The 20836-nt window shown below is 43.7% G+C and carries 23 protein-coding genes; 3 read left to right on the top strand and 20 right to left on the bottom strand.

What is annotated here, in order from left to right; all coding sequences use genetic code 11:
• Positions 1-41: 41 nt before the first annotated feature.
• Together K1I80_RS00575 and K1I80_RS00570 are read right to left on the bottom strand one after the other, a co-directional pair.
• A complete protein-coding gene (locus tag K1I80_RS00575; protein WP_002909170.1) occupies positions 42-674 on the bottom strand; it encodes a DUF421 domain-containing protein in 633 nt (210 codons plus the stop codon).
• Positions 671-1126 (bottom strand): DUF3290 family protein, encoded by a 456-nt coding sequence (locus K1I80_RS00570; protein ID WP_223312343.1) that lies wholly within the window; start codon positions 1124-1126, stop codon positions 671-673. The genes K1I80_RS00575 and K1I80_RS00570 overlap by 4 nt, the downstream gene beginning before the upstream one ends.
• 141 nt (positions 1127-1267) lie before the next feature.
• Between K1I80_RS00570 and K1I80_RS00565 the strand changes: the two genes are divergently transcribed.
• Positions 1268-2095 carry an exodeoxyribonuclease III gene (locus K1I80_RS00565; RefSeq protein ID WP_223312344.1) on the top strand — a complete coding sequence of 276 codons (828 nt, stop codon included), beginning with the start codon at positions 1268-1270 and terminating at the stop codon, positions 2093-2095.
• Between the two features lie 11 nt (positions 2096-2106).
• Positions 2107-2493: a bleomycin resistance protein gene (locus K1I80_RS00560; RefSeq protein ID WP_002916952.1), complete on the top strand. Its 387-nt coding sequence runs from the start codon at positions 2107-2109 to the stop codon at positions 2491-2493.
• A gap of 27 nt (positions 2494-2520) precedes the next feature.
• On the opposite strand, the gene nth is transcribed toward K1I80_RS00560, so the two are convergent.
• From nth to tmk, 8 genes are all read right to left on the bottom strand, one after another.
• Positions 2521-3150: an endonuclease III gene (nth, locus tag K1I80_RS00555; protein ID WP_002897087.1), complete on the bottom strand. Its 630-nt coding sequence runs from the start codon at positions 3148-3150 to the stop codon at positions 2521-2523.
• A gap of 94 nt (positions 3151-3244) precedes the next feature.
• Positions 3245-3598, bottom strand: a complete 354-nt coding sequence (locus tag K1I80_RS00550; protein ID WP_223313395.1) for an arsenate reductase family protein — start codon at positions 3596-3598, stop codon at positions 3245-3247.
• Between the two features lie 136 nt (positions 3599-3734).
• Positions 3735-4910 carry a 3-phosphoglycerate dehydrogenase family protein gene (locus K1I80_RS00545; RefSeq protein ID WP_002923633.1) on the bottom strand — a complete coding sequence of 392 codons (1176 nt, stop codon included), beginning with the start codon at positions 4908-4910 and terminating at the stop codon, positions 3735-3737.
• Positions 4911-4922: 12 nt separating this feature from the next.
• A complete protein-coding gene (serC, locus tag K1I80_RS00540) occupies positions 4923-6014 on the bottom strand; it encodes a 3-phosphoserine/phosphohydroxythreonine transaminase (protein WP_223312352.1) in 1092 nt (363 codons plus the stop codon).
• 259 nt (positions 6015-6273) lie between these two features.
• Entirely contained in the window at positions 6274-7140 is an 867-nt protein-coding gene (gene rsmI / locus K1I80_RS00535; protein ID WP_223312353.1) for a 16S rRNA (cytidine(1402)-2'-O)-methyltransferase, read from the bottom strand.
• A gap of 2 nt (positions 7141-7142) precedes the next feature.
• Entirely contained in the window at positions 7143-7460 is a 318-nt protein-coding gene (yabA, locus tag K1I80_RS00530) for a DNA replication initiation control protein YabA (protein ID WP_002894690.1), read from the bottom strand.
• A gap of 24 nt (positions 7461-7484) precedes the next feature.
• On the bottom strand, positions 7485-8375 hold the full coding sequence (locus K1I80_RS00525; protein ID WP_223313396.1) for a DNA polymerase III subunit delta': 891 nt from the start codon (positions 8373-8375) through the stop codon (positions 7485-7487).
• Positions 8372-9010 carry a dTMP kinase gene (gene tmk, locus K1I80_RS00520; protein WP_223313397.1) on the bottom strand — a complete coding sequence of 213 codons (639 nt, stop codon included), beginning with the start codon at positions 9008-9010 and terminating at the stop codon, positions 8372-8374. The genes K1I80_RS00525 and tmk overlap by 4 nt, the downstream gene beginning before the upstream one ends.
• 312 nt (positions 9011-9322) lie before the next feature.
• On the opposite strand from tmk, the gene K1I80_RS00515 reads away from it, so the two are divergent.
• Complete coding sequence (locus tag K1I80_RS00515; protein ID WP_002923623.1) at positions 9323-10210, top strand: YitT family protein; 888 nt, start codon at positions 9323-9325, stop codon at positions 10208-10210.
• Positions 10211-10243: 33 nt separating this feature from the next.
• Here the strand turns inward: K1I80_RS00515 and K1I80_RS00510 are convergent, their stop codons facing one another.
• The 10 genes from K1I80_RS00510 to mgtA all read right to left on the bottom strand — a co-directional run bounded on the left by K1I80_RS00510 (position 10244) and on the right by mgtA (position 20709).
• A complete protein-coding gene (locus K1I80_RS00510) occupies positions 10244-10900 on the bottom strand; it encodes a CBS domain-containing protein (RefSeq protein WP_002905931.1) in 657 nt (218 codons plus the stop codon).
• Positions 10901-11398: 498 nt separating this feature from the next.
• Positions 11399-12109, bottom strand: a complete 711-nt coding sequence (locus K1I80_RS00505) for an ABC transporter ATP-binding protein (RefSeq protein WP_002894681.1) — start codon at positions 12107-12109, stop codon at positions 11399-11401.
• Positions 12109-12873, bottom strand: coding sequence for an ABC transporter ATP-binding protein (locus K1I80_RS00500; RefSeq protein WP_223313398.1), 765 nt, complete (start codon positions 12871-12873; stop codon positions 12109-12111). Before K1I80_RS00500 ends, K1I80_RS00505 begins: the two co-directional genes overlap by 1 nt.
• A complete protein-coding gene (locus K1I80_RS00495) occupies positions 12873-13826 on the bottom strand; it encodes a branched-chain amino acid ABC transporter permease (RefSeq protein WP_002905928.1) in 954 nt (317 codons plus the stop codon). Before K1I80_RS00495 ends, K1I80_RS00500 begins: the two co-directional genes overlap by 1 nt.
• A 3-nt stretch (positions 13827-13829) precedes the next feature.
• A complete protein-coding gene (locus K1I80_RS00490; protein ID WP_002897070.1) occupies positions 13830-14699 on the bottom strand; it encodes a branched-chain amino acid ABC transporter permease in 870 nt (289 codons plus the stop codon).
• A gap of 245 nt (positions 14700-14944) precedes the next feature.
• Positions 14945-16105: an ABC transporter substrate-binding protein gene (locus K1I80_RS00485; protein ID WP_223313399.1), complete on the bottom strand. Its 1161-nt coding sequence runs from the start codon at positions 16103-16105 to the stop codon at positions 14945-14947.
• Between the two features lie 88 nt (positions 16106-16193).
• Positions 16194-16463, bottom strand: coding sequence for a YlbG family protein (locus tag K1I80_RS00480; protein WP_002899797.1), 270 nt, complete (start codon positions 16461-16463; stop codon positions 16194-16196).
• Between the two features lie 160 nt (positions 16464-16623).
• Positions 16624-17241 (bottom strand): ATP-dependent Clp protease proteolytic subunit, encoded by a 618-nt coding sequence (locus K1I80_RS00475; protein WP_223313447.1) that lies wholly within the window; start codon positions 17239-17241, stop codon positions 16624-16626.
• An 80-nt stretch (positions 17242-17321) separates the two neighbouring features.
• Positions 17322-17951 (bottom strand): uracil phosphoribosyltransferase, encoded by a 630-nt coding sequence (gene upp, locus K1I80_RS00470; protein WP_002894672.1) that lies wholly within the window; start codon positions 17949-17951, stop codon positions 17322-17324.
• 97 nt (positions 17952-18048) lie between these two features.
• Positions 18049-20709 (bottom strand): magnesium-translocating P-type ATPase, encoded by a 2661-nt coding sequence (gene mgtA / locus K1I80_RS00465; RefSeq protein WP_223313400.1) that lies wholly within the window; start codon positions 20707-20709, stop codon positions 18049-18051.
• Positions 20710-20836: the final 127 nt, after the last annotated feature.

Genomic DNA, 20836 nt, shown 5'->3' with positions numbered 1-20836 from the left:
CCATTCCACTTCTGGAATGGCTTTCTCTTTGCAAGATTTTCTCAATAGGTCACAACATTCAAGTTGCCGCTTTCATATTCTGCGATGAAGATATTAGAAATATCAGTGTAACCGTCTTTAGCCAGTCTCTCCACCAACCACTCTTCTGTTTTATCAATAGACTCTAAAATATCAATCTGGACAACACCATCTGTGATAAGGGGATATTTAGGATTCTCTTCACCAGCCTGTACAATAATCAGCTGGCCGTTTTGTTCTATAACCGCCCGTTTGACTTGCTTGAGCTGGAAAATACCTTGGCTGCGCAACTTCAAAGCTACATCTGCTGCTGAAAGACCAACAGAACGGCAGGCTTCAGGACTCAGTTTCCCATGCTGAATCAATGTTGTCGGCTTGCCATCAATCAAATGCTTAACTGCACGGACATTGTTATTGAGCCACTTTAGGGTCAAGACCAAGATGGTCCACATGATAAGAATGACAGCATACTGAAGAATGTTAATGGAGCTATTATAAATCACCCCACCGATAATGCCACCAAGGACATAGTTTTGAATCTGGTCGATCGCTGAATTTGGGGCCAGATTGCCTTTTCCCGTCACGTTGATAACAAAAACCAGTGAGAAAAGCCCCAGCGCTAGTTTAATTAGGATTTCAAGAAAATTCAATGTCATTTTTCAACCTCCACTATTTCGATATCTGTCGTCTTATGCAAGTCAATTTTTTCAAGCAGATATTTATCTGGCTCACTACCGCTCATAGCCCGATAAAAGTTCTTTCCGACCTTCAAAATCGCTCCATCAGTTGCGGCTGAAGTATTGACATAGACCTCCGACTTATCCACACCCAAGTCTTCTGAAATAACCTCAATAAAATGCAGAGAGGTTTGAAACTGGTTATTAGAGTCTTGGTCAGTCTGGAAATTGCTAATGCCAATCAAGACCATAGCCACCAAGGCCAAAACAGAAATGATGGCTAGTTCCCGAAATTTTGAATCGCGCTTATTGTGATAGGCCTTAAAAGCAAAAAATCCTGTCACAAGCAGAAGCAAGACAGAAAGTGCAACTGTCACCCAGTTTTGCTGGCTAATCTGACTCAAAACATAATCATAAGAATAAAATTTCATGGTTTTTTCTCTCTATTTTTCTAGGAACATTATAGAAAAATTTTCATTATTTTTCAAGCTTTCTTACAATCACTTTGCTATAAATCAGCCCTAAATTTTGTTATAATAAACTCAGTAAATTTTACTAGAAAAGGAAATTTTATGAAACTCATTTCTTGGAATATTGACTCTCTCAACGCTGCATTGACCAGTGATTCTGCCCGAGCTCAGCTCTCTCAGGCTGTTCTTCAGACCTTGCAAGCTGAAAATGCTGATATTATCGCCATTCAGGAAACAAAACTGTCTGCGACAGGCCCGACTAAAAAGCACTTGGAGATTTTGACAAATCTTTTCCCAGACTATGAAAACACTTGGCGCTCCTCCCAAGAGCCGGCCCGCAAGGGCTATGCAGGAACCATGTTCCTCTACAAAAAAGAACTGACGCCAACCATAACCTTCCCAGAAATCGGCGCTCCATCAACTATGGATGTTGAAGGCCGAATCATTACGCTGGAATTTGACGGTTTCTTTGTCACACAGGTCTATACGCCTAATGCTGGTGATGGCCTCAAACGCTTGGATGACCGTCAAGTCTGGGATACCAAATATGCTGAATACTTGGCAAGACTAGATGGACAAAAACCAGTCCTCGCTACTGGCGACTACAATGTGGCCCACAAGGAAATCGACTTGGCCAATCCAGCCAGCAACCGCCGTTCACCAGGCTTTACCGACGAAGAGCGCGCTGGCTTTACCAACCTGCTGGCTAAAGGATTTACCGATACCTTCCGCCACTTGCACGGCGATATCCCCAACCAGTACACTTGGTGGGCGCAACGCAGCAAGACTTCTAAAATCAACAATACAGGCTGGAGAATCGACTACTGGCTGACAAGCAACCGCGTGGCTGACAAGGTGACCAAGTCTGATATGATTGACTCCGGTGCGCGCCAAGACCACACACCCATTGTCATGGAGATTGAACTCTAAGGAGAAAACAAATGGACTATCAAGCTGTCATTCCTGAATTTGTAGTATCTGACATCGAAAAATCACGCCACTTCTACTGCGACCTGCTAGGATTCTCTGTCGAATACGAGCGTCCAGAGGAGAAATTTCTCTTCCTCTCGCTTGAAGACTGCCAACTTATGCTAGAAGAAGGCAGCGCAGAAGAATTAGCCCAACTGACCTATCCTTTCGGGCGCGGTGTCAATATTTCTTTTGGTATTGAGGATGTCCCTCAGCTCCATCAAAAACTGCTGGAAGCTGACTATCCCATCCATCGTCCGCTGACAAAAAGAGAGTTTCGAGTGGGGAATAGCTTTATCTATCCTCATGAATTTGCGATTTTGGATCCAGATGGTTATTTTTTAAGATTTAGTGAATAATAAAGCGAAGTCATTTGACCTCGCTTTTTAAATGTCTTTAAAGTTATAGAGTTGCGGATAGTGATCGCACTCGGGATTTTTAGGATGGCAGATGGCTCGGCCAAAGTAAATCATGGCCTGATGGGCTGGCAGCCAACGTTCCGGCGGAAGGACATCCATAACTCGCTTTTCTACCTCTAGTGGCGTTGCCGACTTTTTAACGATATCATGGTGCTTGCAAATGCGCTCCACATGAGTATCAACAGCAAAGGCTGGAATACCAAAGCCCACACTCATGACTACATTGGCCGTTTTGCGACCAACACCAGCTAGACTTTCCAATTCTGTCCGCGTTTGTGGTACTTGACCATCAAAGTCGTCTAAAAGCTGCTGGGCACATTTCTTCAAAAACTTGGCCTTGTTGCGATAAAGACCTAGGCGGGAGATGTATTTAGCAATGTCTGCTTCACCAGCCGCAGCCATGTCTTGAGGACTTGGATAGGCTTCAAATAAAGCCGGCGTTGCCTTATTGACCGCAGCATCTGTCGTCTGAGCCGACAGCATGACCGCTACCAAAAGCTCAAAGTGATTGCGAAAATCCAGACTGGGCTTGGCATCAGGAAAAAGAGCAATAATCTCTTCAATCACATGACGAGCCCGTTTTTTTGATAAAACCATGATTCTTCTTTCTAAGATTGAGATAGATTTATTATATCATGAAAGGAAGAAGCATCCAAAAATCATGATTGAGAAAGCAGCTGGTCTTAATATTTCACAACCCTAACTCTCCATACGCCTTCCGGTAGCCAATCTGCAAGATTTGGTTATCTCGAACCAAGAGCGGTCGTTTAATCAGCATGCCGTCTGTCGATAATAAATCTGCAGCTTCCTGAGCTGTCATATGTGGCACCTGTTCTTTTAGTCCCAGTTCACGGTATTTGAGGCCGCTAGTATTGAAAAAGGCCTTGATCTCAAAGTCCGAGTTCTGAATCCAGTCTAGGAGCTGGTCCCGGCTAGGTGTATTTTGGACAATATCCACTGCCTCAAAATCCACTCCTAATTGATTGAGCTCAGCCTTGGCCTTGCGGCAGGTAGAGCATTTTGGGTATTCGATAAATTGTAACATTGTTTTTCCTCCGTCCCTATGATAGCCCAGCTAGCTCCTTCTTGTCAAGCCGAGACTCATTAGAAAAAGCCGACAAGCGAAAGGCTCATCGGCTGGCACAGACGCATTCCATAAAGAAACACCATCTAATTTTCGGTTATTTTTTAATCAAACGCACGCGCACAATATTGTCGCTATTCTCAAATTTATCAACCAAGTCCTGAATCTTGCTTTCATCCGACTCATCCAGATCCAGCAAAGTATAGGCATAATCACCCTTGGAACGATTGATGATATTGTCAATATTGATATTCAAATCACTAACCGCTGTTGAAATTCGAGCCACAATATTCGGTACATTTTTGTTAATCAAGGTAATCCGATAAGGTGCTGAGAGAGCCTGACGGACATTAGGGAAATTCACTGAATTAATAATCTCGCCCGTTTCCATGAAGCGGCGGATGGTTTTCCCAGCCATAATGGCACAGTTGAGCTCAGCTTCCTCTGTCGAGCCACCCAAATGCGGAAAGACAGTAATCTGTGGATGACGGAGCAGCTCTTCTACACCAAAGTCTGTGATATAGCGCTTGACTACACCAGCTTCTATGGCTTCAAAGAGGGCAGCATTATCCACCAGCTCGCCACGAGCAAAGTTGATGAGGGTTGTTCCCTTTTGCATAAGACCAAAAGCAGCCTGATCGAAAGTAGCGCGTGTATCCTCAGTCAGAGGGACGTGGATAGTGATATAATCACTCTTCTCAAAGATTTCCTTAATGTCTGCTACCCGTTTGACATGGCTAGAGATATTCCAAGCTGTTTCAATGGATACATAAGGATCATAACCAAGGACGTTCATCCCCAGACGATAGGCATCGTTGGCAATACGGCCGCCGATAGCTCCTAACCCAATGACTCCCAAAGTCTTCTCTGCAATTTCTGTCCCAGCAAACTGCTTCTTACCAGCTTCTACTTGCTTGGGAACATCATCACCAGAAAGCCCGTTAGCCCAACTGTTAGCTGCGATATAGTCACGGGCAGATAGGAGAATAGAAGCTAAGACCGCTTCTTTGACCGCATTGGCATTAGCTCCTGGCGTGTTGAAGACCACAATTCCCTGAGCCGTTGCCTGGTCGACAGGAATATTATTGGTTCCTGCGCCTGCTCGCGCAATGGCTTTGAGCTTGCTTGGAAATTCCTGTCCATGCAGGTTTTGACTGCGCAGGATATAAGCATCTGGATTGTCCGACTTATCTCCGTCAATCTGAAAAGCATTGCCCAGCTCCTTAAGTCCGATTTGATTGATATTGTTAAAGGTTTTGACACTAAAGACCATAGTTTCCCTCTCTTAAGAATTTTCTTCTTCAAATTTCTGCATAAAAGCAATCAAGTCTTTGACACCTTGGAGCGGAAAGGCATTGTAGAGACTAGCTCTCATGCCGCCTACGCTGCGGTGTCCCTTGATATTCTTGAATCCCGCTGCTGCAGCCTCTTTGTTAAATTTAGCATCCAGCTCTGGGCTAGGAGACACAAAGGGAATATTGGCTACTGAGCGCTGCTCCTTGTAACGGACTGGACTGCGATAAAAATCAGACTGCTCAATGAAGTCGTATAAAAGGCCAGATTTTTCACGATTGCGCTTTTCCATTTCTGCTACACCACCCAGCTCCTTGACCCACTCAAAGACCAGTTTGGCCATATAGATGGCGAAAGTAGGTGGTGTATTGTAAAGAGAGCCATTGTCCGCCTGAATGCGGTAATCCAACATGCTAGATAGAACTGGCTCATCATCCAGCAGGTCTTCTCGGATGATAACAACTGTCACGCCGGCAGGTCCGATATTCTTCTGAGCCCCAGCATAAATCAAACCAAAATCCTCTACTCGGTACTGAGCAGCCAGGATATTAGAAGACATGTCCGCCACAATCGGCACGCCATTAGTCGCTGGCAAGTCATAAATAGCCGTTCCTTCGATAGTATTATTGGTTGTCAGATGCACATAAGCCGCCTGCGGATCAATCTCCTTCTCATCAAAAGAAGGAATTTCCGTGTAATTTAAATCCTCTGATGAAGCCAAAAGAATGGGCTCAAAAGGAATGAACTTAGACAGCTTGACTGCTTCGGTGTAAGCTTTCTTTCCCCAAGATCCAGCCACTAGGTAATAGGCCTTGCCGCCTTGGGCTAGATTAAGGGGAATCATACTAAACTGAGTAGAAGCTCCACCCTGCAGAAAGAGCACGCGGTAATTGTCCGGAATATCCATGAGCTCACGCAGCAAGCTCTCAGCTTCTTTGATAATATCGTCAAATTCTTTGGATCGGTGGGACAGCTCCATCACACTCATGCCACTTTGGGCATAGTCTAAAAACTCAGCCTGAGCTTTTTTCAAGACTTCCTTGGGCAATACTGCCGGTCCAGCAGAAAAATTGTAAATCGTCATATCCTACCTCCAAAATTTATTTTGTATATCATATCACAAAGTTTAGAAAATATCTATTTTATTTCAGAAATCTAGCACTTTTTTAGCCAATTCCCGAACATTGTTGAAATATAGATAAGCAAAACCAACTGTCTAATTAAGGTAACAAAAAAATCCTGAGTTTAGGTCAGGATTAAATAGTCTTACTAAAAAGCTGAGTTACACTTTTTACAATTTTTAAACAGACAACTGGTTGTATTGAGAAATTTCTGAGCTTCTATCAATCCTTATTTTCATGATAAACCGCATAGAGCTCGCTCTTGTTCTTACCGTATTTCTTGGCCACTTCCTTGATAGCCTGATTTTTTTTGCTGCCAGCTTCGACTAAAAGATCAATTTCAGCTAGGATCTGCTCTTGAGAAATTTCTTGTTGAGCATCTTCTGCCGCCCCAGCTACAATCAAGAGACACTCTCCTTTAGGCGGATGTTCTGCTGTATAGGCCAACAGCTCTGAAATCAGCCCTCGCTGATACTCCTCGTGAATCTTAGTCAACTCACGCACCAAAACGACTTGTCGGTCACCATAAACTGCCAGCATATTTTCCAACGTAGCCCGAACCCGATGAGGGGATTCGTAGAAAATCTGAGTCTCAGGATAGGATTTTTTGCTAGTGAAAAATTCCTTCTGCTGGCCAGCTTTTCTAGGAAGAAAGCCATAGAAAATATGCGGTTGGGGAGCCAATCCGCTAGCAATCAAGGCTGTTATTCCAGCACTAGGGCCAGGAATCGGCACCACAGTAATTCCGGCTTCTAGCGCTGCCTGAACCAAATCATGTCCAGGATCAGAAATGCTGGGCAGACCAGCATCCGAAACCTGGGCTATATCATTTCCACTTTGAAGCATGTCCAAGAGAACTGGGATTTTCTCCTTGGCATTGTGCTCATGAAAGCTGATCTGTTTAGTCTCAATCCCAAAATGCTTGAGCAGCAGGCCTGTATTTCTCGTATCTTCAGCCGCAATCCTGTCAACCTCTTTCAGGGTATTGACCATACGGATGCTCATATCATCCAGATTGCCGATAGGAGTCGCGACCAGATAGAGTTTGCCGTAGGCAGTTTCGCCCTTAAAACTTTTTTGAACCTGCATCGCTACTCCCTAAATAACAATTCATCACAGAACATGCACTCTGCGTCATTCTCCCGGCGCTGACCATAGAAATCAGTACAGACATGAAAGCCGTCATAGTAAAGCTTACGCAGATTATCCCGGTTTTTCTTGGTCTTGGTCGGAGCTTCCTTCTCCACCTCTCCCAAGCGCTCCCTCAGCTTGTCATTTTCCAGATGCAGAGCAATATTTTCCTCTACCACACTCTTGAGATTTTTCTTGACAGCCTCCACCTCAGCAAGGGTCACTAAAAGCGTCTGTGAAAAATCATCCAAGGCGTCAAATAAATCTTTTTTATCCATTTTATACTCCTGTACTGCCTCTTTTTACTTTCCCTTCAAAGTCATATATTCTAAAGCATTTTGAAAAGATACATTGGCCCGCCACATCTTCCGAGCCAGTAAAAGCTGCTCCAAGGCCTGTCGACCGCTTTTTGTTGCTATCACTTTATAAAATAACACTTCCAAGAGCTTGAAGACCTGTTCCTGCTTCTCCTTATCATCAGCCAGCTTTGCCAGACGCGAAACCTGCAGAAATGCCTGACTGGAGCGACTCTGAAAATCCTTGACAAAGCGCTCGCATTCGCTGACTAATTCAAAAAAGGCATTATTATGAGCCAAGCTAGCCGCTTCTGACTGAGTCTGACTATAAGCAGCTAGTAGCTCCGCTTGACTTTTAATCAAGCCATCCTGTTCCAAACTGTGCTGCAGAGCAGCTGTATTTTTCAAAAAATGATAAACCTGAGTCCGACTTCGAATCGTCGGCAGAATCAGCTGTTCATCAGCAGTCAGAAGAAAGATATAAATCTCACTCTGCGGTTCCTCAATGACTTTGAGTAAGGAATTGGCTGCATTGACGTGCATCCGATCCGCATCGCAGATAATGAAAACCTGCCGACTGCCTTCTAAACCACTTTGAGAGAAGTTTCGGACCAGCTCCCGAACCCGGTCTGTTTTGATAATGTTATTAACTGGTCGCACCACCGTTACATCAGAAAAATCTTCTTCTGCAATCAAACGGCAAGAACGACAGGACTGACAAGGCCAGACGCCTTGCTTATTCTCACAAAAGAGACTCTGGGACAGGATTTGGGCCATTTCAAAACTGCCAAAAGCTCCGGTAAACAAGTAGGCATGACTAAGCCGCCCCTGTTCCAAAATATGCTGAAACTGCTCAAACAAGCTGGGCTGGCTTTGCTGTAAATCTTTTATCTTCATGACGGATTCCCAAATCGTTCCTGAATGATGGCCAAACTATCAGCCACTACCTTATCTAGTGGTTGACTGGCATCCACCTTGACAAAGCGCTCAGGCTCCTTGTCAAGAATCGCCAAATAGCCCTGGCGAACCCGCTGGTGCAAGTCTAAACCCTCCAGATCAAGCCGATTCACCTCTCGACTCTCGCTCCTAGCAATCCGCGCCAGCCCTTCTTCCACATCAATATCAAAATAGAGGGTCAAATCAGGCTTGAGTCCATCTGTCGCAAACCGATTGAGCCATTCAATGTCTGCTACATCCAGACCCCGTCCGTAGCCCTGATAGGCCACTGAACTATCAATAAAACGATCCATCAAGACAAGCTTTCCTTGCGTTAAAGCTGGCAAAACCCGTTCAGCCAAGTGCTGACGGCGGCTGGCAATGTACAGCAAGAGCTCAGTCTTAGCATCCATCGCAGTATGACTAGGTTCCAAAATCACTTCGCGAATGGTCTCCGCAATCTGGACGCCACCCGGCTCCCGCGTCGTAATCAGGCCAGTACCATAATTTTTCAAAAAAGGAAGCAAGGCTTCCAACACACTCGACTTTCCAGCCCCTTCTGGACCTTCCAGCGAAATCAAAATACCATTTTTCATCTTTACCTTGAATCTCTAACTTCTATTTTTTAATTTTTATAAGAAAATGCAGATAAGACTTGCCCTAAAGCTTGATATAATCTACTTTTCAGAGTCCGTCCACATTACTGTGCAGGCTGATAAGAGCAGATTCCGTCAGCTCATTATTTTCACCCTACTCTTTTTTATCTATTGTTTATTTTACCAAAAAAAAAGCTAAAAGCCCATCATAAGAAAAGACTTTAAAAATTTTTTCAAAGTCTTTCATAAAGGCTAAATTTTTGGTAAAATATATTCAGAATAAATTTCTGGAAATAGATTTAGGAGGATGTTATGTTTAAATTAAAAAACGTACTGGCCATCATTTTTGGGGCTGGAATTTTTTCTTTTGGGATTCATTATTTGGTCATTCCTTTTCATTTATATGAAGGTGGTGCGACGGGTCTGACCTTGATTGCCTACTATCTATTTAAAATCCCTGTCTCGACGACCAACCTGATTATTAACATTCCTCTCTTTATTATTGCTTGGAAGCTACTGGGCTCGCGAACCCTCTACCTCAGCATTCTAGGGACCTTCTCCGTGTCTGCTTGGCTCAAGATTTTTGAAATCCTACCTGCCTCCAAACACCTGCAAGACTATTTCCTCTCAGCTCTGGACGGGGACGTTTTACTAGCCTGTCTTGGAACAGGGATTGTTCTGGGAATTGGACTAGGTATCATCTTCAATGCTGGTGGAACGACGGGCGGTACTGACATTGTAGCCCGCATCTTTAATAAATATACGAGCATTTCCATGGGCAAACTCATGCTGACTGTTGATTTTGTAGTCATTACCTTGGTTCTCCTTGTTTTCAAAGACCTACGCATGGTGTCTTATACCCTAATGTTTGTCTTTATCACCTCGCGCGTCATTGACCTGATTGCAGAAGGAGGCTTTGCCGGCAAAGGATTCCTTATCGTTACCAGCAAACCGGCAGAACTTGCTGAAGCTATCAATAACAAGCTGGATCGTGGAGTGACCTTCCTCAAGGGCCAAGGCTTCTATAGCAAGCAGGATCTCCAGATTGTCTACTGTGTTGTTTCCCGTAACGAAATGCAGCAAATGAAGAAACTAATTAACCAAGTCGATCCATTTGCCTTTACAACTATTACCGAAGCCCATGAGATTTTGGGCGAAGGCTTCACTTTAGATGCCAACAAACAACCTATTGTACGTTAAAAACCTCATCTAACGATGAGGCTTTTTTCTTACTTATAACGCTTTTGCTGAAGTATGTGTAATCTCAGCCAGCTCAATAGCATGCTCCTCAAATTTTTTCTTGAGAAGCGCCGTATCTATATTACCGGCTAACTGTACTTCAATGACGACTTTGCCATCCTTGCGTGGGATATTGACGGTATTGGAGATGTTGAGATTTTCTTCCACCAGAAGACGGATTATCTGCTCAAGAACCCCCACCTTATTCTCAGTGACAAAGCGCAGACGGACTCCCTCTTCACCATAGCCAGACACTTCTAAGAAGGCCTTGAAAATGTCACGGTCAGTAATAACACCGTAAAGTTGCTCATTGTCCACGACAGGCAAGATACCAATCTTATTTTTCAGCATCAGATAGGTCGCATCTTCCAAGCTAGCAAACTGAGAAATTGTGACCACATCACGAATCATAACATCACCAACCTTGGTTTTGTTGAGAAGATAGTTCATCTCATAAATAGACAGACTCGTTGCCTTAGATGGACTAGCTTCTGCAATCGTTCCTTCTGTCACCAGTCCCACTAGTTGGTCATTCTCAATCACCGGCAGACGGTGGAGTTTCTGCTCACGCATCATATCTGCTGCATGAGCAATTGTTGTATTTGGGCTGATATAAACCACCTTACGCGTCATAAAATCTTTAACTGCCATAAAAGTTCCCTCTACTTCCTATCCATAATTCTTATACTTATTATACTTTATTTTGCAGCTGATTTCAAACGCTTCCAAGGTCTTTGCCTAAGTTTTCAAAATTTAGAAAAATCCCGCGATTGGAAAAATTGAAGATAGGAAATGGCTAACTAAACTATTTTAAGCATCTAAGATAAGAAAAAGGTCCATTGGACCTTTTCAAAATGTTAAGTTACTACCATAACTTTCTATCAACAACTTCAAAGTGTCTCCCAGACATTTTAAAGAAAACTCGCTCTCGCGAGTCCCCATCTGCAACCTGAAACAATCCACCGGGCATCTTGACGAAAACCTTGTTTTCTTTATCTGCAACTTAAAAAGGTCCATTGGACCTTTTCTAAATGTTAAGTTACTGCCATAACTTTCTATCAACAACCTAAAAATGTCTCCCAGACATTTTGAAGAAAACTCGCTCTCGCGAATTCCCATCTGCAACCTGAAACAATCCCCCGGATTGTTTCAGCCACCTAGATATGCTTTGCGGACTTCGTCAGAAGCGAGGAGCTCTTGGCCGGTTCCGGACAGAACGATTTTGCCTGTTTCAAGAACATAGCCGCGGTCGGCGATAGAGAGAGCCTTGTTCGCATTTTGCTCAATCAAAAGAACTGTTGTGCCTTGCCGCTGAATATCTTGGATAATATCGAAGATTTCCTGGATAAAGATTGGCGCCAAGCCCATAGAAGGCTCATCCAAGAGCAAAAGCTTAGGCGTAGACATCAGAGCCCGTCCCATAGCCAGCATCTGCTGCTCACCACCTGACAGAGTCGCAGCATCTTGGTTTTTACGCTCTTCCAAGCGTGGGAAACGAGAAAAGACCTTTTTGAGATTGGCTTGATTTTCTTCGCGGTTTGTTTTGAGAAAGGCGCCCATTTCCAAATTCTCCAAAACGGTCAAACCTGGAAAAACATGACGGCCTTCTGGTACTTGCGAAAGTCCAGCTGCTACGATTTTTTGAGCAGGAACTTTTTGAATTTCATTGCCTACAAATTCAATTTTACCAGCACTTGGACGAACCAAGCCTGAAATAGTCCGGAGAATGGTCGTTTTCCCAGCGCCATTGGCACCAATCAGGGAAACGACTTCTCCTTCATTTACTTCAAAGCTGACATCACGGACAGCCTGAATCATGCCATAATGGACAGAGAGATTCTCAACTTTAAGCATGGACATTAGGCTTCACCTCCTAGATAAGCTTCAATAACACGTTTGTCATTCTTGATTTCATCAGGTGTTCCGTGCGCAATCAAGCGGCCGTACTCCAGCACATAGATGCGCTCAGTGACTTCCATTACCAGACTCATGTCATGTTCAATCAGCATGATGGTAATGTTAAATTCGTTTTTAATCCGTCGAATCAATGCAGTCAGCTCAGCTGTCTCCTGAGGGTTCATCCCTGCAGCCGGCTCATCCAAGAAGAGGATCTTTGGTTCTGTTGCCAAGGCGCGAACAATCTCCAAGCGGCGCTGCTGACCATAAGCTAAGTTCTTAGCCAAGGTTTCTGCTTCCTTGTCCAAGTCAAAAATTTTCAGCAACTCCAAAGCCTTAGCTTTGAGTTCTTCTTCGTTTCTGTAGTAGGCTGGCAGACGGAGGAAAGAAGCCAACACATGAGCCTTATGATGATTACCAAAGGCAATCAGAACATTATCCAAAACACTAAGGTCCTTAAAGAGCCGGATGTTCTGGAAGGTCCGCCCTAGACCTAAAGCAGCAATCTTGTACGGAACTTTACCATTGAGCAAATGACCATCTAGTGTCACTGTCCCTTCACTCGGCTCATAAACGCCCGTTAAGAGATTGAAAAGAGTCGTTTTTCCTGCACCATTAGGGCCAATCAGACCAACCAGCTCGCCCTCGTTGAGTTCCAAGGTCACATCGCTGACAGCAGTAAGACCGCCAAAGTTTTTAGTTAGATTTTTCACATCAAGAAGTGCCATTATTCTTTGACCTCCTTATTCTTTTTGAAGAGCTTAGACAGACTCAGCTCCCATGTTCCCAAAAGTCCGCCTGGACGGAAAATCATGACCAAGATTAAAGCCAAAGAATAGACAATCATCCGAATGCTGGACACATCCTGCAGTAGCATATTGAGAATTCCCAATACTACTGCAGCTACAATGGTTCCAGTCATAGAGCCTAGACCACCAAAAACGACAATAATCAAGATATTGATAGTGTTGGTAAAGGAATAGTCCTTAGGGACGACTGAACCGACGAAGCCAGCTTGAAGAGAGCCAGCAATAGAAGCCGTGATAGCTCCCAAGACAAAGGCTGTCACTTTGATTCTAGTAGTATTAACTCCAACAGACTCGGCAGCAATCTCATCCTCACGGACAGACAGAGTACTGCGACCGATAGGACTGCGCAGGAAATTCAAGGTCAAAATAGTTGTGATAACAACAAAGACATAGACCATCTGCCAAGAAGTAAAGGGTGGAATGGATAGGATACCAGCTGCGCCATTCGTCAAAGTACCGCCATTAATAATTAGAATCCGGATAATCTCAGAGACACCAAGAGTCGCAATCGCGAGATAGTCCCCTTTAAGACGAAGCGTTGGCAAACCAACTGCCAAAGCTACAATACCAGCAATGACTGCTCCTACCAGCATAGCAATGAAGAAAGCTCCATAAGTTGGCGATTTAGAGCCAATAATTGCTACAGCGTAGGCACCGATAGCCATAAATCCAGCATGGCCAAGAGAGAATTGGCCCGAGAATCCGACGATGAGGTTGAGCCCGACCGCCAGAATAATATTAATTCCGATCTGCTCTAAGATTTGAATGTAAAAAGCGTTGAGAACACCGGCACTAACCAATACTGTCATCAGCAAGTAGCCGATTAAGACAAGGCCAAGCCAGAAAATATTTACCTTTAAATTCTTTTTCATACCTTACACCTTCTCTTTCACATTTTTGCCGAGGATACCAGCTGGACGGATCAGAAGAATGACAATCAAAATCGCATAGACAATGGCATCACGGAAATCAGATAGTCCAAGCGCTGTCGCAAAAGTTTCCAAAAGACCGATAACAAAGCCACCAAGCGCAGCACCAGGAATGATTCCAATACCACCGAGAACGGCTGCTACAAAGGACTTAATACCTGGAGTCATCCCCATCAAAGGCTCTAATGAATTATAGTAAAGGGCAATTAGAACACCAGCAGCTCCTGCAAGAGCTGACCCCAAAGCAAAGGTGAAGCTGATTGTCCGATTGACATTGATTCCCATGAGCTGAGCAGCATCACTGTCTACAGATACAGCTCGCATAGCCTTACCCATCTTTGTCTTCTGCACGATGAACTGCAGAGCCACCATGAGGAAAATCGAAATTCCCAAAATCAGCAGCTGAATATTTGAGATAGAAATCGGTCCTAAGTTAAAGCGTACTGTTTTAATAACCTGCGGGAAGGAACGGGTATTGGCACCGACAAAGAAAATCATGCCATACTCAAGGAGAAAAGAGACCCCAATGGCTGTAATCAAAGCCGCAATCCGAGTCGAATTTCGCAGAGGACGATAGGCTAAAAACTCAATAACCACACCGAGAATCGCTGTCCCAATCATCGCTAAAATAAGAGAAAGGAAGAAATTAAACTTCAGGATATTAATCAAGTAATAACCCATAAAGGCACCAATCATATAGATATCGCCGTGGGCAAAGTTAATCAGCTTAATAATCCCATAAACCATGGTATAACCCAAAGCCAGAAGCGCATAAACGCTACCCAGGATTAGACCGTTGACTAATTGTTGGAGCATTAGACACCACTCTTTCTATAATAAAATAAGGAATGGGAGAAAAATCAGCAGACTAGGTCGTGATTTTATCATCCCACTCCCAAAATACGAATAATAGTTGATTGAGAAAAGAAGAAGAATAGATTACAAAACGATACTCTTTCAAATCCGCAGATTCATAAAGACAGAAATCATCTACTAATTTGCTCAAGCAACTAAAAATAGAAAACAAGTCAAAGACTGGGATAGCCCCAGCCTCATAACTATTATTCCGCTTTAACTGTTTCTACAGTATCTACTTGACCGTCTTTCAAGCCAATCATCAAAGCTGTTTTCACTGGATTGTGATCTTTATCAATAGTGATTGAACCGGTCACTCCATCGAAATCTTTAAGCTTAGCCAAGTTGTCTTTGATATCTACAGAAGTTTTAGCGCCTTTAGCTGCTTCAGCTGCCATATAAACAGAGTCATATGCCAGAGCTGCAAACATAGATGGCTCTTCTTTGTACTTAGCTTTGTATGCTTCAACAAACTTCTTAGCTTTTTCTGACATTTCACCAGAAGTTGTAAAGCCAGATACATAGTAAACATTTGTAGCTGCAGCTGGAGTTGCTTGCTCAACAAACTTAGCATCACCAAAGCCATCAGGACCAACGATTGTTTGGTCAATACCCAAACCACGCGCTTGATTGACAATTTTACCAGCTTCTGTATAGTAACCTGGAACAACCAGAGCATCAAATTCTTTGCCCTTAATCTTTGTCAAAGCAGCTTGGAAGTCTGTATCCTTAGATTGGAAGGTTTCTGTTGCTACAATCTCACCCTTGAATTCCTTCTTGAAGGCATCCGCCATTCCTTTAGCGTAGTCACTGGATTGATCATAGTAAAGAACGACTTTCTTAGCTTTCAAGTTGTCAGTGACATACTTGGAAATGATTTTACCTTGGTAGCTATCAATAAAGGTAGCACGGAAAAGATAATCTTGCTTGTTGGTCAGGTCATCCTGTGTCGCACTTGGTGTAATGATTGGCACACCTGCTTTAGCAGCATTTGCAGTAGCTGAAGCTGTAGCTCCAGAAGTCGCAGGGCCAATGATTGCATTTACCTTGCTTTGGGTAACCAAGCTAGTAGTGATGGTAGATGCTTCAGCTGTTTCTGATTTGTTATCCTTATCAGTAACTTCAATCTTCTTGCCATCCACGCCGCCAGCAGCGTTGATTTCATCAACTGCCAACTGAGCACCATGTTGTTCAGCTGTACCGTAGGCTGCTACTTCACCTGATTCTTCAAAGTTAAAACCAAATTTAATCGTATCGCCAATTTCTGTACCAGTTGCTGTTGAGTTGTTATTGGATACTTCTCCACAAGCTGCGAGAAGGGCCGCACTAGCAAAAGCTACTAGGGATAGTGCAAATTTTTTCTTCATTAGGAAATCTCCTTAAGTGATTTGATTGATGATATAGTAAGAATATATCGAATTATCTGACAATTGTCAACCCTTTATAAAAATTTTATCAAATGATAACGTTTTCTTGCTCTCTATACAGGCTTCCAACAAAGTTTTGATCTAGTTCTTTTATGTGAGAAATCCGAACTTGCTTAACATAGCGCTCCTTGGGCAGATTTTCCTGTAAGTTCTGGGCGTCCTCTTGCTTGACATAGAGATGCAGATAACGATGCTTCTTAGAATGATAAATAATATCCCCAAAGTTTGCCAGCTTTTTGGCATCTCGATTATAGTAAAGATAGACAATCAAGCCCACTCTTTCTTCTCTCTCTATCATAAAACTCCTTTCCGGTCCATGTAGTTCTTAGATGATTATAGCAAAGATAGGGCAAAAAAACTAGCCCTGAAAAGCTTTATGATTAGCTTAAAACACCTGAACTTGCTAGCTTGTCAGATTCAAAACCGCAAAAAAGGAGCCGCTTTTGGCTCCTCCTCTGTTAGCTCAGATTGCTATTTTCCATGATTTCGTCAATAAAGCCGTATTCCAAGGTTTCCTGAGCACTCATCCAGTAATCGCGTTCCGCATCCTTGTGGATTTGCTCAACGGACTTACCAGAGTTTTCAGCCAAGATTTTTTCCAAGGTATTACGAGTTCTAAGCAAGTGCTCAGCTACAATGGCCATATCCGTTTGCTGAGTACCACTTCCAGCCCCGCCCATTGGCTGGTGAATCAGATATTCCGCATTTGGCAGCATGAAGCGTTTGCCCTTGGCACCACTGGAAGCAATGACCGTTCCCATGCTGGCAGCTACACCCATAACAATGGTCTGAACATCAGACTTGATGAAGTTCATAGTGTCCACAATGGCCAGACCTGCTGAAACAGATCCACCCGGCGTATTCACATAGAGATAAATATCTTTAGTATTGTCCTGTGCATCCAAGAAAAGGAGCTGGGCAATGACTGAATTAGCCATATTATCCTCTACTGGGCCAGTCAGCATGATAATCCGATCTTTTAATAGCCGAGAATAAATATCATAGGAGCGCTCCCCTCGGCTGGTTTGTTCAATAACTACAGGAATCATAGTTTTCTCTCTTTCTCTTTTTAAAATTTTCTATCAAACTAGGGAATAGAATTTCAAATTACGGAACTATTATATCCTTTTGGTCAAAAAAGGTCAAATAGAAACTTTTACTTGGTTCCGAAAAGACGATCTCCTGCATCTCCCAGTCCTGGTACGATATAACCATGGTCATTGAGATGGTCATCCAAAGCAGCTGTGAAAATATCAACATCTGGATGAGCTTCCTGCAAGGCTTTTACTCCTTCAGGCGCAGAAACTAAACACACAAATGTAATGTGGCTAGCACCACGTTTCTTCAAAGAATCCACCGCCAAGATCGCAGAACCACCAGTAGCTAGCATTGGATCCACAACAAAAATCTGACGTTGGTCAATATCTTCTGGCAGCTTGACCAGATATTCGACCGGCTTCAAGGTTTCCTCATCACGGTACATTCCGATATGGCCGACCTTAGCTGCTGGAACCAAGCTCAGAAGTCCATCCACCATGCCAATACCTGCGCGCAAGATTGGAACAATAGCCAATTTTTTACCTGCAATCTGCTTTTGAACTGTTTTCGTAATCGGTGTTTCAATTTCTACATCTTCAAGTGGTAAATCGCGCAAGACCTCATATCCCATCAGCATTGCGATTTCATCAACTAATTCACGAAATGCCTTGGTAGAGGTATCCGTACGACGCAAGATAGACAATTTATGCTGAATTAGTGGATGAGCGATAACTTCAAGTTTTCCCATGATTGGATTTCCTTCTTTCAATTTATTCTTCTTATTATATCAAAAAAAGAGTGAAAAGGCTTGCCATAAGCAAGCCTTTTCAAAGATTTTCTTCACCTTACAGCCATTCTCTATAGCGCTTGATATAAAGGTGTTTAACAAGGGTTACACTAACCATATAAAGCGCAATAATCAAGAGGAGGAAAAGGAAATAAGTGCCATTTAGCGGAGCTGTCTTCAGAACTGACGCAAAGAGGCTGTATGGCAGGGAAGTAACAAAGAGGGCTGCTGCCATGGTCGTCACAATGACAGACAAAGCAGGACGGCTTTGCACAAATGGCAGCTTAGGTGAGCGCAGCATGTAGATAACCATGGTCTGGGTCCATATGGACTCAACGAACCAGCCTGTTTGAAAAAGAGTGATAAAGGTCTCTGCCTGTCCACTACCTGCTTGATAGCTACCTCCTGTTATCATAGGCACGATAATAAAGTAGAGCAACAAATAGGTCAAAACATCAAAAATGGATGAGATAGGCCCAATCCAAGCCATAAAGCGGGTAATAGAGTTAGCAGACCAAATCCGTGGTTTCTTGAGAAATTCACTGTCAACGTTATCGAAGGGCAGAGCTATACAAGACAAGTCATAAACTAGATTGAGGACAATCAGATGAACTGGTGCCATAGGAAGAAATGGCAAAAAGATACTGGCAAAGAGGAGAGAAAAGATATTCCCAAAATTGGAACTGACCGTCATCTTAATGTACTTGGTCATGTTGGCATAGACCTTGCGTCCCTCTACCAACCCCTTCTCCAGAACCATAAGGTCCTTGTCCAGCAGAATGACATCTGCTGTTTCCTTGGCAATATCGACAGCTGTATCAACAGAAATACCCACATCTGCTACCTTCATAGAAGGTGCATCATTGATACCATCACCCATGTAGCCAACCTTGTGGCCATTAGCCTTGAGTTGGAGAATGATCCGAGCTTTTTGGTCAGGTGAGAGCTTGGCAAAAACCGTTGTATGCTCCACTGCCTGACTCAATTCTTCATCAGATAAGGCATCCACCTCTACACCTAGTAAGATATTATCTACATCTAACCCAACCTTTTCACAAACTGCCTGGGTCACCTTATCATTATCACCGGTCAAAATCTTAGTAGCAACGCCGTACTCAGCCAAGGTTTCAATAGCTGGAGCCGCAGATGACTTAGGTGGATCTAGAAAGGCCAGATAGCCCGTCAAAATCATGTTAGATTCATCCTTGACTTCATAGTCGTAATCTTCTTCTAAGTCTGACTTGTAGCTAACACCAAGCACGCGCAGCCCTTGCTCATTGAGTTGAGCCACTTCCGCAAGGATTTCCTGACGAATCTCCTCAGTCAATTCCGTAATGCGTTTCTTGTATTCTACATGGCTAGAGATAGCCAGCATTTCCTCCAAGGCCCCCTTGGTCACCATGCTAATAACATCTTCATCATCCTTGACAATGACACTCATGCGACGGCGTTCAAAGTCAAAGGGCAGTTCATCAATTTTCTTAAAGGTTTGGTCTAGATTACGGACAATCTCATGCTTTTCTGCTTCTTTCTCCGTCCGGTTGATAATGGCCCGATCCATGAGGTTTTTGAGACCCGTTTGATAGTAGGAATTGAGAAAAGCACGACGGAGCACTGCTAAGTCCAAATCTCCATGAATATCCAGCGGGTATTCTAACACAATCTCATCTTGGGTCAGTGTGCCCGTCTTATCCGTACAAAGGATATCAATAGCTCCTAGGTCTTGGATGGCATTCAGCTTCTTAATCACGACCTTTTCCTGAGCCATGATAATAGAACCTTTAGCCAGACTCGCTGTGATAATCATAGGCAGCATTTCTGGAGTCAGGCCGACTCCAACACTGAGAGCAAAGACACCTGCTTCCAGCCAGTCACCGTCAGTCAGACCGTTTATGAAGAACACGACCGGAACCATGACGAGCATCAGACGAATCAAAAGCCAGGAGATACTATTCATCTCGCGCTCAAAAGAGGTCGGCTCATCGTAGGTGTTCAGTGTCTGCTCAATGGCTCCCATCATGGTCTCATCACCAACCACTAGTACCAGAGCTGTAGCTCTTCCGGAAATAACATTGGTTCCCATAAAGGCTAGCGACTCTGTTTCTAAAAGGCTATCTAGATTTTGCCCATCCGACTTGGCCAGACAGACCTTTTCTACTGCATCGCTTTCGCCTGTCAGGCCGGACTGCTGAACAAAGAAATCACGCGAATCCAGCAGCAGTACATCTGCAGGAATCATGTCTCCAGCACTAAGTTTGATGATGTCTCCTACAACCAGCTCATCAATGGGAAGTTCTTTTTCTGAACCTTCTCGAATAACCGTAGCCGTGTTGACAATCAGCCGAGACAGATTGCTAGCAGCGCGGTCGCTCCGCAATTCCTGAACAAAACGAATGCCTCCAGAAATCAGCACCAGAACAACAATGATGATGGAAGTCGTCGGATCTTCCTCACCAGGCTTAGCCAGCCAAACATTGGTCACTAAGGACACGAGGGCAATCACCAATAGGATGACTGTAAAGGGGTTAATGATAGACTCGTAAATTTTCTTTAGAATAGAGTCTTCCTGACCCTTTGTGATGATATTTTCACCATAAAGGTCACGATTTTCTTCAACCTGTTCTTCTGTCAGGCCTCGAAAAGAACTCTTGTAAAAAGCCAGAGTTTCTTTTACAGGAAGCTGCAGGGCAGCAACTAATCTTTCTTTTACTGTTTTCATTGGTTTCTCCTTGATGTATGATTGATAAATTTCATACACAGGGACCAATCACTTTATAAGGACAGAACGACACAAATCAGCGATTGGCTGTGTATGTGCGGTTCCGGATAATCGTCAATTTGCATCG

The organism is Streptococcus sanguinis, from assembly GCF_019929225.1.
Lineage (GTDB): Bacteria > Bacillota > Bacilli > Lactobacillales > Streptococcaceae > Streptococcus > Streptococcus sanguinis_J.
Note: the sequence above shows the minus strand (reverse complement) of the source record. Positions and strands in the feature narration are given on the sequence as shown.

Excerpts from the sequence above, each read along its gene's own strand:
- mgtA (WP_223313400.1), bottom strand. The coding sequence starts at position 20,709 with ATGAAAACAGTAAAAGAAAGATTAGTTGCTGCCCTGCAGCTTCCTGTA.
- tmk (WP_223313397.1), bottom strand. The coding sequence starts at position 9,010 with ATGAAAAATGGTATTTTGATTTCGCTGGAAGGTCCAGAAGGGGCTGGA.
- K1I80_RS00510 (WP_002905931.1), bottom strand. The coding sequence starts at position 10,900 with ATGGCAGTTAAAGATTTTATGACGCGTAAGGTGGTTTATATCAGCCCA.
- K1I80_RS00505 (WP_002894681.1), bottom strand. The coding sequence starts at position 12,109 with ATGTCCATGCTTAAAGTTGAGAATCTCTCTGTCCATTATGGCATGATT.
- K1I80_RS00525 (WP_223313396.1), bottom strand. The coding sequence starts at position 8,375 with ATGAAGATAAAAGATTTACAGCAAAGCCAGCCCAGCTTGTTTGAGCAG.
- K1I80_RS00480 (WP_002899797.1), bottom strand. The coding sequence starts at position 16,463 with ATGATAGAGAGAGAAGAAAGAGTGGGCTTGATTGTCTATCTTTACTAT.
- K1I80_RS00495 (WP_002905928.1), bottom strand. The coding sequence starts at position 13,826 with ATGAAAAAGAATTTAAAGGTAAATATTTTCTGGCTTGGCCTTGTCTTA.
- K1I80_RS00500 (WP_223313398.1), bottom strand. The coding sequence starts at position 12,873 with ATGGCACTTCTTGATGTGAAAAATCTAACTAAAAACTTTGGCGGTCTT.
- K1I80_RS00485 (WP_223313399.1), bottom strand. The coding sequence starts at position 16,105 with ATGAAGAAAAAATTTGCACTATCCCTAGTAGCTTTTGCTAGTGCGGCC.
- K1I80_RS00560 (WP_002916952.1), top strand. The coding sequence starts at position 2,107 with ATGGACTATCAAGCTGTCATTCCTGAATTTGTAGTATCTGACATCGAA.
- serC (WP_223312352.1), bottom strand. The coding sequence starts at position 6,014 with ATGACGATTTACAATTTTTCTGCTGGACCGGCAGTATTGCCCAAGGAA.
- K1I80_RS00490 (WP_002897070.1), bottom strand. The coding sequence starts at position 14,699 with ATGCTCCAACAATTAGTCAACGGTCTAATCCTGGGTAGCGTTTATGCG.
- upp (WP_002894672.1), bottom strand. The coding sequence starts at position 17,951 with ATGGGAAAACTTGAAGTTATCGCTCATCCACTAATTCAGCATAAATTG.
- yabA (WP_002894690.1), bottom strand. The coding sequence starts at position 7,460 with ATGGATAAAAAAGATTTATTTGACGCCTTGGATGATTTTTCACAGACG.
- K1I80_RS00570 (WP_223312343.1), bottom strand. The coding sequence starts at position 1,126 with ATGAAATTTTATTCTTATGATTATGTTTTGAGTCAGATTAGCCAGCAA.
- K1I80_RS00575 (WP_002909170.1), bottom strand. The coding sequence starts at position 674 with ATGACATTGAATTTTCTTGAAATCCTAATTAAACTAGCGCTGGGGCTT.
- K1I80_RS00515 (WP_002923623.1), top strand. The coding sequence starts at position 9,323 with ATGTTTAAATTAAAAAACGTACTGGCCATCATTTTTGGGGCTGGAATT.
- K1I80_RS00545 (WP_002923633.1), bottom strand. The coding sequence starts at position 4,910 with ATGGTCTTTAGTGTCAAAACCTTTAACAATATCAATCAAATCGGACTT.
- rsmI (WP_223312353.1), bottom strand. The coding sequence starts at position 7,140 with ATGCAGGTTCAAAAAAGTTTTAAGGGCGAAACTGCCTACGGCAAACTC.
- K1I80_RS00550 (WP_223313395.1), bottom strand. The coding sequence starts at position 3,598 with ATGTTACAATTTATCGAATACCCAAAATGCTCTACCTGCCGCAAGGCC.
- nth (WP_002897087.1), bottom strand. The coding sequence starts at position 3,150 with ATGGTTTTATCAAAAAAACGGGCTCGTCATGTGATTGAAGAGATTATT.
- K1I80_RS00565 (WP_223312344.1), top strand. The coding sequence starts at position 1,268 with ATGAAACTCATTTCTTGGAATATTGACTCTCTCAACGCTGCATTGACC.